Here is a 14,528-nt window from a genome sequence, read left to right as displayed (position 1 = left end):
GGCGACCCTCAGGTCTGGGCGGCCAAACCTTCAAGCAGCTTTTCATGAATGCCGCCAAAGCCTCCATTGCTCATGCACAGCAGATGGTCGCCGGGACGGGCCACCTTGAGCACGGCGGCCACCAGGGCCTCCACGTCCTCGCAGACCTGGGCCTGGGCGCCCATGGGGGCCAGGGCTTCCTTGGCGTCCCAGGCCAGGCCGGCCTGGTTGCAAAAAGCGAGGTCCGCCTCCTCCAGGGCCCAGGGCAGCTGGGCCTTCATGGTGCCCAGCTTCATGGTGTTGGAGCGGGGCTCGAAGAGGGCCAGGATGCGCTCGGACGGCGCGATCTTGCGGCGCAGGCCGTTGACCGTGGTGTGGATGGCCGTGGGGTGGTGGGCAAAGTCGTCATAGACCTTGATGCCGCCGACCTCGCCGCGCAGCTCCAGGCGGCGGCGCACATTGCGGAAATCGGCCAGGGCGGCGGCGCTCTGCTCGGGTGTCACGCCCAGATGCTCGGCCGCGGCGATGGCGGCCAGGGCATTGAGCTGGTTGTGCTCGCCCAGCAGGCTCCATTCCACGCGGGCCACCTTCATGGCGCCGCGCAGCACATCAAAGGCCTGCGGCTCGCCGCGGGCGCGCAGGGCGCCGGGCTCTTCCTTGCGCACGCCGAAGCGCTGCACCTCGCTCCAGCAGCCGCGGTCCAGCACGCGCTGCAGCGCCTCCTCGCGGGCGTTGACGACCAGACGGCCCGAGGGCGGCACGGTGCGCACCAGGTGGTGGAACTGGGTCTCGATGGCGGCCAGGTCCGGGAAGATGTCGGCGTGGTCGTGCTCGAGATTGTTCAGGATGGCGGTGCGCGGCCGGTAGTGCACGAACTTGCTGCGCTTGTCGAAGAAGGCGGTGTCGTACTCATCGGCTTCAATCACGAAGGCCTTGCCTTCGCCGAGGCGCGCCGAGACGCCGAAGTTCTGCGGCACGCCGCCCACCAGAAAGCCGGGCTTGAGGCCGGCATGTTCCAGGATCCAGGCCAGCATGGAGGTGGTGGTGGTCTTGCCATGGGTGCCGGCCACGGCCAGCACATGGCGGCCCTGCAGCACCTGCTCGGCCAGGAACTGCGGGCCGCTGGTGTAGGGGGCACCCGCGTCCAGGATGGCTTCCATCAGGGGGAAGCGCCCTTCGCTGGAGCGTGTGACCACATTGCCGATCACGAAGAGATCGGGCTGGAGCGCCATCTGCTCGGCGCCAAAGCCCTGGATCAGCTCAATGCCCAGCTGCTCCAGCTGGGTGGACATGGGCGGGTAGACATTGGCGTCGCAGCCGGTGACCTTGTGGCCGGCCTCGCGGGCCAGGGCCGCCAGGCCGCCCATGAAGGTGCCGCAGATGCCGAGGATGTGAATGTGCATGGTCAGAACCAATCGGGAATATGAGCCTGGGCCGCGTCGAGCGAGTCCAGCAGCAGGCAATGCGGCGCGATCTCGGGATCGGGCGCCTTGAGGTCGGGCACCAGCACCACGCCGGCCCCGGCCGTGAGCGCGCCGCGCGCGCCATAGCTGGAGTCCTCGAACACCAGGGCCTTAGCAGGATGGATGCCAAGGCTGGCCGCGGCCAGCTCGAAGAGATCGGGATGGGGCTTGCCGCGGGCCACCTGATCGCCGCCGTGGATGGGGCCGAAGAAGTCGATCAGACCCGTCAGGCTCAGGCGCTCCAGCACCTTGGCATGACGGGTGGACGAGGCCACGGCCAGGGGCACGCCGCGCGCGCGCAGGGCCTGCAGCAGGGCCAGGGCGCCGGGCTTGAGCGGGAAGCCGGCGGTGCCGGGGCCGAAACGCTGCGTCAATTCCACATCCACCTGGGCGTACATGGCCAGGGCGGCGGCCTCCGAGCCCAGGCGCTCGCTGAGCACGGCCAGGCTGTCGGGGCGGTTGCGGCCCACGGTGAGCAGATAGTCCTCGCGGCGCAGCTGCGGGGCCAGGCGCAGCCAGGCCTCCAGGATGGGCCGCTCGGAGTCGAGCAGCAGACCGTCCATATCGAAGATCACCGCCTCGAAGCGGCGGCTCGCCAGCGAGTTCACTTCAGCGAGGTGCGGGCAGCGGCCAGGGTGGCGGCGATATCGGCCTCGCTGTGGGCGGCGCTGACGAAGCCGGCCTCGTAGAGCGCCGGGGCCAGGTAGACGCCAGCGTCCAGCATGGCGTGGAAGAAGCGGTTGAAGCGCTCCTTGTCGGTGCTCATCACGGTCTGGTAGTTCTGCGGCAGCTCGGGCATCAGGAAGAAGCCGAACATGCCGCCCTGGCAATCCGCGCTGAAGGGCACGCCGTTGTCGCGGGCCACGCCCACCAGGCCGTCCACCAGGCGCTGGGTCTTGGCCGAGAGCGCCTCGAAGAAGCCGGGCTTCTGGATCTCGCGCAGGGTGGCCAGGCCGCAGGCCGTGGCCACCGGGTTGCCGGAGAGGGTGCCGGCCTGGTAGACCCCGCCCAGCGGGGCCAGGTGCTTCATGATCTCGTGGCTGGCGCCGAAGGCGGCCAGGGGCATGCCGCCGCCGATCACCTTGCCGAAGACGCTGATGTCGGGCTTGAAGCCCGGGATCAGGCCGGCGTAGTGGCCCTGGGCGCTGGCCAGGCCCACGCGGAAGCCGGTCATCACCTCGTCGAAGATCAGCAGGGCGCCATGCCGGCTGCAGAGCTCGCGCAGCGCCTGCATGAAGGGCAGGCTGGCGCGCACGAAGTTCATATTGCCGGCAATGGGCTCCACGATCACGCAGGCCAGCTCGGCGCCATGCTGGGCGAAGGCCTCTTCCAGCTGGGCGACGTTGTTGTACTCCAGCACCAGGGTGTCCTGGGCCGCGCCGGGCGTGACGCCGGCGCTGGTGGGGTGGCCGAAGGTGGCCAGGCCCGAGCCGGCCTTGACCAGCAGGGCGTCGGTGTGGCCGTGGTAGCAGCCCTCGAACTTGATGAACTTGGGCCGGCCGGTGGCGCCACGGGCCAGTCGGATGGCGCTCATGGTGGCCTCGGTGCCCGAGCTGACCAGGCGCACCTGCTCCATGCTGGGCACCAGCTTGAGGATCTCCTCGGCCAGCTCGATCTCGCGCTCGGTGGGGGCGCCAAAGGAGAAGCCCTCGCGCGCCGCGGCCGTCACGGCCTCCAGCACGGCGGGGTGGCCGTGGCCCAGGATCATGGGGCCCCAGGAGCCGATGTAGTCGATATAGCGCCTGCCCTCGGCGTCGATGATGTAGGCGCCTTCGCCGCGCTTGATGAAGCGGGGCGTGCCGCCCACGGCGCGGAAGGCGCGCACCGGCGAATTCACGCCGCCAGGAATGACGCGCTGGGCGCGTTCGAACAGGTCTTGGTTCTTGCTCATGGGATTGGACTCACAAGGCGCTGCGGCCCGCCGCCGGGCCGCTTGGCTGTATCAGTGCATGCGCCGTGGCGGGCGGTTGCTGGGCTCGGGTTCGGCGAAGTCGGGCGCCTCGGCCTCGCCCGCGATGGGCAGGTCGGCCTCCTGGTCTTCACCCGGTGGCAGGGCCCAGAAGAAGCGGTCCGGGATGACATTGCCCATGCCGGGGCGAAAGCCCGCGTCCAGGCTCTGGTCCAGGAAGGACAGGGCCTCGGCGACGGCCTCGTGCACCTCGGCGCCCACGGACAACAGGGCCGCCAGGGCCGCCGACAGGGTGTCGCCCGCACCCACGAAGCTGACTTCGAAACGCTCGAAACGCTCCCCGGCGATGGGCCCCTGCGCGTTGGCCAGCACGTTGTCCACGAACTGGTTGGGCAGGGTGATGCCGGTCACCAGCACATGCTCGGCCCCATGCTGGGCGGCGGCCACGGCCAGCTCGCGCGGCGAGGCGGGGCGGTCGGCATCCCAGTCGGGCAGCAGGAAGTCGGTCAGGGTCTTGTGGTTGCCCGCCAGCACCAGGGTCTGGGGCAGGACCAGCTCGCGGAAGGCGTCCAGATAGCTTTGCTGCTGTTCCTCGTCCAGCCAGGTGATGGCTGGCAGATAGGCGACCAGGGGAACATCCGGGTAATCGCTGAGGACTTCGGCCACCGCGCTCACGCCCTCGGCCGAGCCCAGAAAGCCGACCTTCCAGGCCGTGATGCTGATGTCTTCCAGAATGGACCGGGCCTGCTCGACCACGGTATCGCTGTCGATCGGATGCTGGTCGAAGATCTCGGCCGTGTCACGCAGCAGGATGCTGGTGACCACGGGCAGGGCGTGGGCGCCCATGGCGGCGATGGTGGCCACATCGCCGGCCAAGCCGGCGGCGCCGCTGGGTTCGCTGGCATTGAAGCTCATCACACAGGCCGGCGCCGGTGCTTCCTGCTCGTCGTGCTGTGCGTCGGGGGGAGAGTCGGCTGTGCTCATGGTCAGGAGGGGGGTGAAAGATCCTGTTACTCAGGACCCGAACAATGTGTGACTAAGCACCGCTTATGCCTCAAACTGCTTGTTGCATCCGCGCCTATTCATCCCCTGAGTGGGGGAGGTGGGCTGGCTACAATCGTTGGTCATTGTAGTGAGCAAGCGAACAAGGCGACCGTGACCGAAGCAAGTACCTGGATGTGCCTGATCTGTGGCTGGATCTACGACGAGGCTGCAGGGGACCCCGAACATGGCATTGCGCCCGGAACAGCCTGGGCCGATGTGGACATGAACTGGACTTGCCCCGAGTGCGGTGCCCGCAAGGAAGACTTTGAGATGGTCCGCATCTGAGGGCCTTGAGCCCCACCCCTGAGGAGAGTTCTTTGGATCTGCAGGCTCCCGATGTTTCCATGATCGAGCCGGCCACCGTGGCCAAGGTTCTGGTCATTGATGACAGCAACACCATCCGCCGCAGTGCCGAGATCTTTCTCAAGCAGGCGGGTCACGAGGTGGTGCTGGCCGAGGATGGCTTTGATGCCCTGGCCAAGCTCAGCGACTACCGGCCCGATCTGGTGTTCTGCGACATCCTGATGCCCAGGCTGGATGGCTATCAAACCTGCGCCATCATCAAGCGCAACCCGAATTTCGCGGCCGTGCCCGTGATCATGCTGTCCTCCAAGGACGGCCTGTTCGACAAGGCGCGCGGCCGCATGGTGGGCTCGCAGGACTACCTGACCAAGCCCTTCACCAAAGACCAGCTTCTGCAAGCGGTGCGTCAGCACCGCCGCGGCGCCTGAATCCCTTTATTCCCCGAACGCCCTTGAAGAGGCCCAGCGAGGAACCCGAATGCCCATACAGAAAATTCTCCTGGTCGACGATTCCAAGACCGAGTTGCACCATCTCAGCGAGATGCTGCTCAAGCGCGGCTATCAGGTGCGCACCGCCGAAAACGGCGAAGAGGCCCTCAAGCGCCTGGACGAGGAAAAGCCCGACCTTATCCTGATGGACGTGGTGATGCCCGGCCAGAATGGTTTTCAGCTCACCCGCACCATCACGCGCGACGAGCGCTTTGCCGATGTGCCGGTGATCATCTGCACCAGCAAGAACCAGGAGACCGACCGGGTCTGGGGCATGCGCCAGGGCGCGCGTGACTATGTGGTCAAGCCGGTCAAGGCCGAAGACCTGCTGGCCAAGATCAAGGCCCTGGGTTGATTCCCCATGAGCAATAAGCAAGCCCTGCGCGAACTGCAACAACGCCTCGCGCAGCGCATGCAGGCGGCGCGAGAGCAGGCTCAGTCCGCCAACTGGCTGGCCGTGGAGGCCGGCGGCGCTGCGCTGCTCTTGCCTTTGCGCCAGTCCAGCGAGATCTTCACCCCGGTGCCCCTGCGCGCCGTCCCCTATGCCCAGCCCTGGTTGCTGGGTGTGGCCAATCTGCGGGGCGGCCTGCACACGGTGGTTGATCTGGCGGCCTTTCTGGGCCTGCGAGAGCCCGCTGCGGCGCGCAGCGACGGTGCGCGCCTGGTGACCTTGAATCCGGATCTGAACGTGAACTGCGCCCTGCTGGTCGACCGACTGCTGGGCCTGCGTTCCGACGATCAGTTGCAAGCGCTGGAGACGCCGGCGCATGACGGTACGCGGCCACGCTTTGCGGGTGGCCAGTGGCGGGATGCCCAGGGGCGGCGCTGGCAGGCGCTGGACCTGGAATCCCTGGCCAAACACGAGCAGTTCCTGCGGATAGTGGCCTGACAAGGCCAGTCCCGGCCCTCCATGCGCGAGGGGTGGGTGGTCAAGACGACAAGAGGGTGAGATGAGCTTCCTGGACAAGATCAAGAACTTGGGCAAAAACGAGGGGGTGGCGGGTGCGCTGGCCGACTCGTCCGCGGCCAATGCCTATGGCCGTGGCTCCGTGCCCGGTGACCAGCCGACCACGCAGTCGGCTTCCATCATCTCGGAAGCCGTGCCCACCGAGATCGCGCCGCAGGAGTTTGCCGAGACGGCCAGCGCCTTCGGGGCCAGCACCATGGCGGCGGGCAGTGAGCGCCCCGAGGTCGATCAGGGCGCGACGCGTCTGCGCCGTCAGCGCCTGCTGACTGCCCTGGTGGCGGCGGGTCTGGTGGGTTCGGCTGTGACGGTGAGCGTGGCCCTGATCAGCGCCAACCGTTCGGCCGCCCAGGTTCGCGCGACCGGTCAGGCCCTGATGCAGTCCCAGCGCCTGGCCAAGTCCGTGTCGGCCGCCCTGGTGGGCAATGCCGGCGCCTTTGCCGAGTTGCGTGAATCGGTGGCGGTGCTGACGGCCCTGCCGCCCGAGCTGCGCGAGGGCGCCAGCGGTGTGGCCGCGGTGCAGAGCGAGCTGGACAAGGTGGAGCCCCTGATCGCCAAGGCCGACAAGAGCGGTAAGACCGTGCTGGCCCAGGAGAAGGTGCTGACCCAGGTGGGCCAGGCCCTGCGCTCCATCAACCGCCAGAGCTCGGACCTGCTGGAAAGCGCCGAGGCCGTGTCCTCCCTGGCCCTGCAGCAGGGCAATACCGTGGCCGAGATCTCGGCCGTGGGCCAGTTGGTGATGCTGACCCAGCGTATCGGCAAGAGCGCCAACGAATTCCTGACCCAGGAAGGCGTGAGCCCCGAGGCCGTGTTCCTGCTGGGCAAGGACTTGAACACCTTCAAGGAAATTGCCGAGGGTCTGCTCAAGGGCAACCCGGAGCTGCGCCTGCCCGGCGCACGCGACGCTCAGCTGCGCGAACGCATCGAGGTGCTGCTCAAGCAGTACGAGGACACGCGCGTCCAAGCCTCGGCCATTCTGTCCAATCTGCAGGGTCTGGTCTCGGTGCGCGAGGCCCAGACCTCCATCCTGGCCGACTCCGAGCCCATGCGCCGCCATCTGGAGCAGATCGCGGCCGATCTGGAAAGCTCGGGCGGCGCCAGCTGGTGGCTGATCGGTCTGATGCTGGCCTCGCTGGCCGCCCTGGTGGGTGGTGCCGTGGGTTTCCTGCGCCTGTACGTGGCCGATCAGGCTCAGCGTGCCCTGCTGGCTGAGGCGCAAAAGCGCGAGGCCGAGGCGCAGGAGCAGGAGGCCAAGCGCGTCAACGACGCCAACCAAGCCGCAATTCTGCGACTGATGAACGAGCTGCAGTCGGTGGCCGAGGGCGATTTGACACAGCAGGCCACCGTGACCGAGGACATCACCGGCGCCATCGCCGACTCGGTGAACTACACCGTGGAAGAACTGCGCAGCCTGGTGGGTCAGGTGCAGGGCACGGCCGCTCGCGTGAACGAGACCACGGCCCAGGTGGACCAGACCTCCACCGAGCTGCTGGCGGCTTCCACCGAGCAACTGCATGAGATCCGCGCCACCGGCGAGGCCGTGCTGCAGATGGCGAACCGAATCAACGAGGTGTCCGCCCAGGCGCAGCAGACTGCCGAGGTGGCCCGCGTGTCCCGTGAGGCCGCCGAAACCGGCCGCCAGGCGGTGCTGAACAATATCGGCGGTATGAATGCCATCCGCGAGTCCATCCAGGAGACCTCCAAGCGCATCAAGCGTCTGGGCGAGAGCTCCCAGGAGATTGGCGAGATCACCGAACTGATTTCGGACATTACCGAACAGACCAATGTGCTGGCGCTGAATGCGGCCATTCAGGCGGCTTCGGCCGGTGAGGCCGGTCGCGGCTTCTCGGTGGTGGCGGAAGAAGTGCAGCGCCTGGCCGAACGCTCGGGCGATGCCACGCGCCGGATTGCCGCCCTGGTCAAGACCATTCAGACCGACACCCAGGATGCGGTGGCCGCCATGGAGCGCTCCACCGTGGGTGTGGTCAAGGGTACCAAGCTCTCCGATGCGGCCGGTTCGGCCCTGGAGGAGATCGACAAGGTGTCGCGTCGCCTGGACGAGCTGATTGCGCAGATTTCGGCGCAGGCCCTGTCCGAGGCGCAGGCCGCCAACGAGGTGGCCGCCAATATCCAGCACATCTTCGCGGTGACCGAGCAGACCTCGGAGGGTACGCGCTCTACCGCCCAGATGGTTCACGAGCTGTCGCGTTCGGCGGAAGCCCTGCGCGCCTCGGTGGCCCGATTCAAGGTCTCCTGAGCGGGACATATTCATGGCAGCGAGCATCGATTCGAGGATGGACCTTCCGCGCGATTCGGAGTTTCCGGCCGACCTGAGCCCCCTGGCCTGGGTTCAGGAAGAGCTGCGTCGCTCGCTGGAGTCGGTACACAAGACCCTGCGCCGCCTCTTGCGCGACGGCGACCAGCGCGGCTCCAGCTTCAGCGCGCTGGGCGGCGAGCCGGCGTCGGGCGCCGGCCATGGTCCGCTGACGGCGGCCGCCGCGCAGCTGCACCAGGTCACCGGCGTGCTGTCCCTGGTGGGTCTGCCCGCCGGTGCCACTCTGCTGCGCGCGGCCGAGATGGCCGTGCTGCGCCTGGCCCAGTCGCCCCAGAGCGTGGAGCCGGCGGTGGTCGAGCTGATCGAGCAGGCCGACTTTGCCCTGCTGTCCTATGTGGCCCGTCTGCTGGCGGGCAACAAGGCGTCGGCCCTGGCACTTTTCCCGGCCTACCGTGCGCTGCAGACCTGGAATGGTGTGGATCGCATTCACCCGGCCGATCTCTGGCCCCAGGAGTTCAGCTGGCGTGCGCTGCCCCTTGAAGAGACCAGCCCGGCCCTGGCGCCGGAGTCGCTGCGAGGCGCCTTCGAGACCGCGCTGCTGCGCCAGATGCGCCAGCCCGGCCCGCAGCCCGCGAGCCAGCTGAGCGATCTCTGCGCCGCCCTGGCGGCCGCGCATTCCGAGATGCAGGTGCGCTGCCTGTGGCAGTTGGCTGCCGCTCAGTTCCAGGCCCAGGCGCTCGGCCTGCTGCCCCCGGACACCTATGCCAAGCGTCTGGGTTCGCGCCTGCTGTCCCAGCTGCGTGCCGGCGGAGTGCCCTCACAGCGTCTGGCCCAGGACCTGCTGTTCTTCTGCGCCCGAGCCCAGGTTCCGGCTCCCGGCCAGGCGCCCCGCCTGGAGGCCGTGCGCCAGAGCTACGGCTTGGCCGCCGAGAGCGTGGGTGACTACGAAGACGACTCGCTGGGGCGCATCGACCCGGCCTGGGTGAGCCAGGCCAAGCGCCGCGTGTCGGTGGCCAAGGACAGCTGGTCCTCCGCCGCCGAGGGCGAGAACCACCGCCTGGCGGGCCTGGACGAGCAGTTTGCCGCCCTGTCCGAATCCCTGGGGCGTCTCTTCCCCAGCGGTGAGGTGCTGGGCCAGACCCTGCAGCGGGCCGTGGTGGCCACGCTGCGCTCGGGCCAGGCGCCCAAGCCGGATCTGGCCATGGAGGTGGCCACCTGCCTGCTGTATGTGGAGGCGGCGCTCGAGGACGCGGCTTTCGACCAGCCTGAACAGGCCGAACGCGTGCGCCAGCTGGCGCGCCGGGTCGAGAGCGTGGCGCATGGCGAGGCGCCGGCTCCGCTCGAGGCCTGGATGGAGGACCTGTACCGCCGGGTCTCTGACCGCCAGACCTTGGGCAGCGTGGTGCACGAGTTGCGAGCCAGCCTGTCCGAGGTGGAGCGCGAGACCGACCAGTATTTCCGTGACCCCAGCCAGCGTCAGGTGCTGATCCCGGTGCCGGGCCAGTTGCAGGCCATGCGCGGCGTGCTCAGCGTGCTGGGCCTCTCGCAGGCCGCCCAGGCCGCGCTGCGCATGCGCGACGAGGTGGACGCGCTGGCCAATACCGAGGTTGATCCCAGCCTGCCCGGGCCGCGCGAGGCCTTTGAGCGTCTTGCCACCAATCTGGGTGCCCTGGGTTTCCTGATCGATATGTTGAGCGTGCAGCCGGCCCTGGCCAAGCGCATGTTCCATTTCGACGAAGCCAGCGGTGTGCTGTCGCCGCTCATGGGTCGCCGCAGCGATGCCGTGAGCCTGCCGCCGCTCGAGGCCAAGGCCGAGCCCAGTCTGCTGAGCCAGGCCCAGGCCGCGGTGCAGGACGTGCAAGACCGCCCCGCGGATGAGCTGGCGCGCGATATGGAGCGCCTGTCGCTGCAGGCGCGCGCCGAGGACGATGCCGGCCTGGCACAGGCCGCCCTGCAGGCCCAGCGCCTGCTGGAAGATCCCGCCCAGGCGCCGGCCCAGGCCCTGCAGTCGCTCAACGAGCTGCTGGAGGCCCGCGCCCCGGCGCCCGCGCCGCTGCCCCAGGCGTCCGAGGACGTGCTGGACGAGGACATGCTGTCCATCTTCCTGGAAGAGGCGCAGGAGGTCTTTGCCACCGCACGCGCCGCCTTGGCGGCCCTGGAAGCCCAGCCGCAGGATGTGGCCGAGCTCACCACGGTGCGCCGTGCCTTCCATACCCTCAAGGGCAGCTCGCGCATGGTGGGCCTGAATGCCTTTGGCGAGGGCGCCTGGGCGTGTGAACAGCTGTACAACGACCGGCTGAGCGCCCAGACCGGGGCCGACCCGGCCCTGCTGGCTTTCAGCGCCGAGGCACTGGACTATCTGGCCGACTGGTGCGCCGCCATCGCTGAACACCGTGGCGCCATGCACAGGCCCGAGGGTCTGCGCCGCAGCGCGGACGCCCTGCGGCTGGAGGGGCGCGTGCTGCCCCTGGATTGGCCGCTGGCCGAGTCCGCGCCGCAGCCGCAGCCCAGCGAGGAGCCGCCAGCCCTGGCCCTGCCCGAGGTGCAGGATCAGCCGGCCGCCACGGTTGCGGACCTGCTGGAGCTGGACTTTGCCGAGCCCGTGCCGGCCGCGCCGCCGCAAGCGGAGCGGGCGCAGCCCGAGCCCGCCCCCGAGCTCTCCCTGCGTTTGGACTTCCCGCTTGATGCGCTGTCCGGCGATGCGCCCATCGAGCCGGTCGAGCCCGAGTTGGTGGCGCCGGCCGTGCCCGCCTTTGCGCCGACCGAGCCGGTGGGCCTGGACCACGAACTGCCGCCGCAGCGCCTTGAGCCGTCGGGTCCGACCGAACTGCTGGAGCTGCCCGAGGTGCTCGAGTCGGTCGAGCTGCCGCTGGAGCTGGATCTGCAGACGCCTGTGGCGGAACCTGCGGCCTATGCCGAACTGCCCGAGTTCGAGCTGCATCTGGACATGGGCAGCGAGCCCGGCGAGGCCGTGGAAGTGCCCGAGCTGCCGGCCGGCGAGCCGCCTGAGCTCGGCGAGGTGCTGGAGCTGCCCGTGGCTGAGGCGCTGTCCGAGCCCCTGCCTGAGCCTGGGCCTGAGCCTGAGCCTGAGCCCGCGGCGCCGCAGCTGACTTTGGTCGTCCCCGAGACCGTGCCCGAGCCCGAGCCTGCTTCGGAGCAAGAGCGCGAGGAAGAGTTCAAGGTCATCGGCCCGCTGCGCATAGGCATCGCGCTGTTCAACATCTTCCTGAACGAGGCCGACGAGTTGTCGCGCCGCCTGTCCACGGCCCTGGCCGAGTGGGCGCTGGAGCTGGCGGCGCCGGTCCCGGCCAATGCCGAGGCGCATGCCCATTCCCTGGCGGGCAATGCCGCCACCGTGGGCTTCGAGGATCTGTCGGCCCTGGCCCGTGAGCTGGAGCATGCCCTGGGCCGCGCCGCGCGCGCCGGGCGCTACAGCGAACAGGACGCCCAGCTCTTCGTCGGGGCAGCGGACGAGCTGCGGCGCCTGCTGCACCAGTTTGCGGCCGGTTTCCTGAAGTCCGTGGATCGCCAGTGGCTGGAGCGCCTGCAGGCCTATGAGCCGCTGGAGCCGCGTGATGGCGAGACCCAGGGCTACTCCGAGCCCATGGACTTGATGGACGCTCCAGTGCCGGCTCCGGCGCTGTCGGCCTTTGCCGAGCGTGCCGTGCAGGCCGGTCACGAAACCGTGGAGCCGGGTACGCCCGACCAGATCGATCCCACCCTGTTCCCGTTCTTCGAGGAAGAGGCTGCGGAGCTGCTGGTCGAGCTGCATGCCCAGCTGCGCGACTGGGTGGCGCAGCCTCAGGCGCGCAGCCATGCCGCGGCGACCATGCGCACCCTGCACACCTTCAAGGGTGGTGCGCGTCTGGCCGGTGCCATGCGCCTGGGCGAGCAGGCCCATGAGCTGGAATCTCAGGTGGAGCACCTGCTGGAGCGTGAGTCGCTCGCCGCGCCCGATCTGCATGTGCTGCAGGACCTGGCCGATGAGCTGCAGGCCGGCTTCGAAGCCTTGCAGGCCGCGCTCAAGCAGACGCCGGCCCCGCTGCAGGAGCCGGACCCCGAGCCGGTGCCTGCCGCCTTGCCCGCGGAGCCCGTGCCGGCTGCGGCTGCGGACCAGCAAGCTGGCGCGGACGATATCGAAACCCTGCCGCTGCAGGAGGAGTCGGGCCCGCAGATCGACTGGTCGCGCTTCCAGGACGGCGCGCTGCCCGCGCTTGCTCAGGGCGATGAAGCGGTGGCCGGCCCGGTGGGCGGCGGCATGGTGCGTGTGCGCGGTGCGCTGCTGGAACGCATGGCCGTCCAAGCCGGCGAGATCAGCATACGTCGCGCCCGTCTGGAGTCCGAACTCTCGCAGATGGAGACCTCCCTGCTGGATCTGGACGACAACCTGGAGCGCCTGCGCAGCCAGCTGCGCGAGCTTGAGCTGCAGGCCGAGGCGCAGCTGGGTCAGCAACAGGAAGCCGCCAAGCAGGCCGGTCGCGATTTCGACCCCCTGGAGTTCGATCGCTACACGCGCTTCCAGGAACTGACGCGCTTGCTCACCGAGTCGGTGGGCGACGTCGCCACCCTGCAGCGCTCCCTGCAGCGCAATGTGCAGCTGGGTCAGGACGAGTTGGCCGGCCAGTCGCGACTGACCCGCGAGCTGCAGGATGATCTCTTGCGTACCCGCATGGTGGAGTTCGATGCCAGCCTGGCCGAGCGTCTGCACCGTGTGGTGCGACAGGCGGCCCGTGAGGCCGGCAAGCAGGCTCAGCTGCAGATCGTGGGCGGTCATATCGAACTGGACCGCAGCCTGCTGGAGCGCCTGACCGGCGCCTTCGAGCATGTGCTGCGCAACAGCGTGAGTCACGGTATCGAAAGCCCGGCCGAGCGCCTGGCCGCCGGCAAGTCCGAGCAGGGCCTGATCACGCTGAGTTTGGCGCAGGAAGGCAATGAGGTGCGGCTCACCTTTAGCGACGATGGTGCAGGCCTGAATCTGGCCCGCATCCGCGAGCGCGGTGAGATGCAGGGCTTGATCGCCCAGGGGGCCGAGCTTAGCGAAGAGGCTCTGAGCGAGCTGATCTTCTCGCCCGGCTTCTCGACGGCCAGCGAGGTCACCGAGCTGGCCGGCCGAGGCGTGGGCATGGATGTGGTGCGTTCCGAGGTCAACACCCTGGGCGGCTATATCGATGTGATCTCGACGCCGGGGCAGGGGGCATCTTTTGCCCTGCATGTGCCCCTGACCACCGCGCTGACCCAGGTCGTGCTGCTGCGCTACGGTGAACACCAGGTGGCCGTGCCGGCCAGTCTGATGGAGTCGGTGCTGCGCATGCCGCTGGCGCGGGTGGAGCAGGCCTATGCCGAGGGTCAGATCAGTGTCGGCGATGCGCAGCTGCCCTTCTACTGGCTGGGCGGTCTGATGAGTGACAGCAGCCGTGGCGTGCTGGCTGGCCGCAGCGTGCCCGTCTTGCTGGTCAAGAGTGCCCATCAGCGCATTGCCCTGCATGTGGACGAGGTGCTGGGCAACCAGGAAGTGGTGGTGAAGAACCTGGGGCCGCAGCTGGGCCGCGTGCCAGGTCTTGCGGGTATCAGCCTGCTTGCCTCGGGCGATGTGGCCCTGATCTACAACCCCGTGGCCCTGTCGCAGTCCTATGGCGCGGCAGCGCACGCCCATGCGCAGAATGCGCAGAGCGCGCAGCTGAGTTCGCCCGCCGATGTGCCCGAGGTGCTGGCGCCGCTGGTGATGGTGGTCGATGACTCGCTGACCGTGCGTCGCGTGACCCAGCGCCTGCTGGACCGCGAGGGTTATCGCGTGCTGCTGGCCAAGGATGGCATGGACGCGATGGAGAAGCTCTCCGGCGACGAGCTGCCTGCCGTGGTGCTCTCGGACATCGAGATGCCGCGCATGGACGGCTTCGATCTGGTGCGCAATATCCGGGCCGACAGCCGCCTGTCCGGGCTGCCCGTCATCATGATCACCTCGCGCACGGCCCAGAAGCACCGTGCCTATGCCCTGGAACTCGGGGTGGAGCACTACCTGGGCAAGCCCTATGACGAAGAGCAGTTGCTGAGCCTGATTGCCAGATACACTTCGGGCACTCTCGCCGCAGCCGAACTGGCCTAG

General features: G+C 68.6%; 10 protein-coding genes. 6 read left to right on the top strand and 4 right to left on the bottom strand.

Going from position 1 to position 14,528, the window contains the following annotated elements:
• Window positions 1–8: 8 nt before the first annotated feature.
• From mpl to thiD, 4 genes are read right to left on the bottom strand one after another with little or no spacing between them, the layout of a single operon-like run.
• Window positions 9–1,382 (bottom strand): UDP-N-acetylmuramate:L-alanyl-gamma-D-glutamyl-meso-diaminopimelate ligase, encoded by a 1,374-nt coding sequence (gene mpl, locus DFR39_RS15405; protein WP_133604515.1) that lies wholly within the window; start codon window positions 1,380–1,382, stop codon window positions 9–11.
• Window positions 1,383–1,384: 2 nt separating this feature from the next.
• On the bottom strand, window positions 1,385–2,050 hold the full coding sequence (locus DFR39_RS15400; protein WP_246030860.1) for an HAD family hydrolase: 666 nt from the start codon (window positions 2,048–2,050) through the stop codon (window positions 1,385–1,387).
• A complete protein-coding gene (gene hemL / locus DFR39_RS15395; protein ID WP_133604513.1) occupies window positions 2,047–3,333 on the bottom strand; it encodes a glutamate-1-semialdehyde 2,1-aminomutase in 1,287 nt (428 codons plus the stop codon). Before hemL ends, DFR39_RS15400 begins: the two co-directional genes overlap by 4 nt.
• Window positions 3,334–3,384: 51 nt before the next feature.
• Complete coding sequence (gene thiD, locus DFR39_RS15390) at window positions 3,385–4,335, bottom strand: bifunctional hydroxymethylpyrimidine kinase/phosphomethylpyrimidine kinase (RefSeq protein WP_246030859.1); 951 nt, start codon at window positions 4,333–4,335, stop codon at window positions 3,385–3,387.
• Window positions 4,336–4,527: 192 nt separating this feature from the next.
• On the opposite strand from thiD, the gene DFR39_RS15385 reads away from it, so the two are divergent.
• The 6 genes from DFR39_RS15385 (at window position 4,528) to DFR39_RS15360 (ending at window position 14,528) form a co-directional block, all read left to right on the top strand.
• Window positions 4,528–4,680: a rubredoxin gene (locus DFR39_RS15385; RefSeq protein WP_133604594.1), complete on the top strand. Its 153-nt coding sequence runs from the start codon at window positions 4,528–4,530 to the stop codon at window positions 4,678–4,680.
• 59 nt (window positions 4,681–4,739) lie between these two features.
• The gene (locus DFR39_RS15380) at window positions 4,740–5,126 is read left to right on the top strand and encodes a response regulator (RefSeq protein WP_133604592.1); all 387 of its coding nucleotides are present in this window, start codon (window positions 4,740–4,742) and stop codon (window positions 5,124–5,126) included.
• A gap of 49 nt (window positions 5,127–5,175) precedes the next feature.
• Complete coding sequence (locus DFR39_RS15375) at window positions 5,176–5,541, top strand: response regulator (protein ID WP_133604512.1); 366 nt, start codon at window positions 5,176–5,178, stop codon at window positions 5,539–5,541.
• Between the two features lie 6 nt (window positions 5,542–5,547).
• A complete protein-coding gene (locus DFR39_RS15370; protein WP_133604510.1) occupies window positions 5,548–6,075 on the top strand; it encodes a chemotaxis protein CheW in 528 nt (175 codons plus the stop codon).
• Window positions 6,076–6,136: 61 nt separating this feature from the next.
• The gene (locus DFR39_RS15365) at window positions 6,137–8,407 is read left to right on the top strand and encodes a methyl-accepting chemotaxis protein (protein WP_133604509.1); all 2,271 of its coding nucleotides are present in this window, start codon (window positions 6,137–6,139) and stop codon (window positions 8,405–8,407) included.
• A gap of 37 nt (window positions 8,408–8,444) precedes the next feature.
• Window positions 8,445–14,528, top strand: coding sequence for a hybrid sensor histidine kinase/response regulator (locus DFR39_RS15360; RefSeq protein WP_133604508.1), 6,084 nt, complete (start codon window positions 8,445–8,447; stop codon window positions 14,526–14,528).

Source organism: Roseateles asaccharophilus (assembly GCF_004362405.1).
Lineage (GTDB): Bacteria > Pseudomonadota > Gammaproteobacteria > Burkholderiales > Burkholderiaceae_C > Kinneretia > Kinneretia asaccharophila.
Note: the sequence above shows the minus strand (reverse complement) of the source record. Positions and strands in the feature narration are given on the sequence as shown.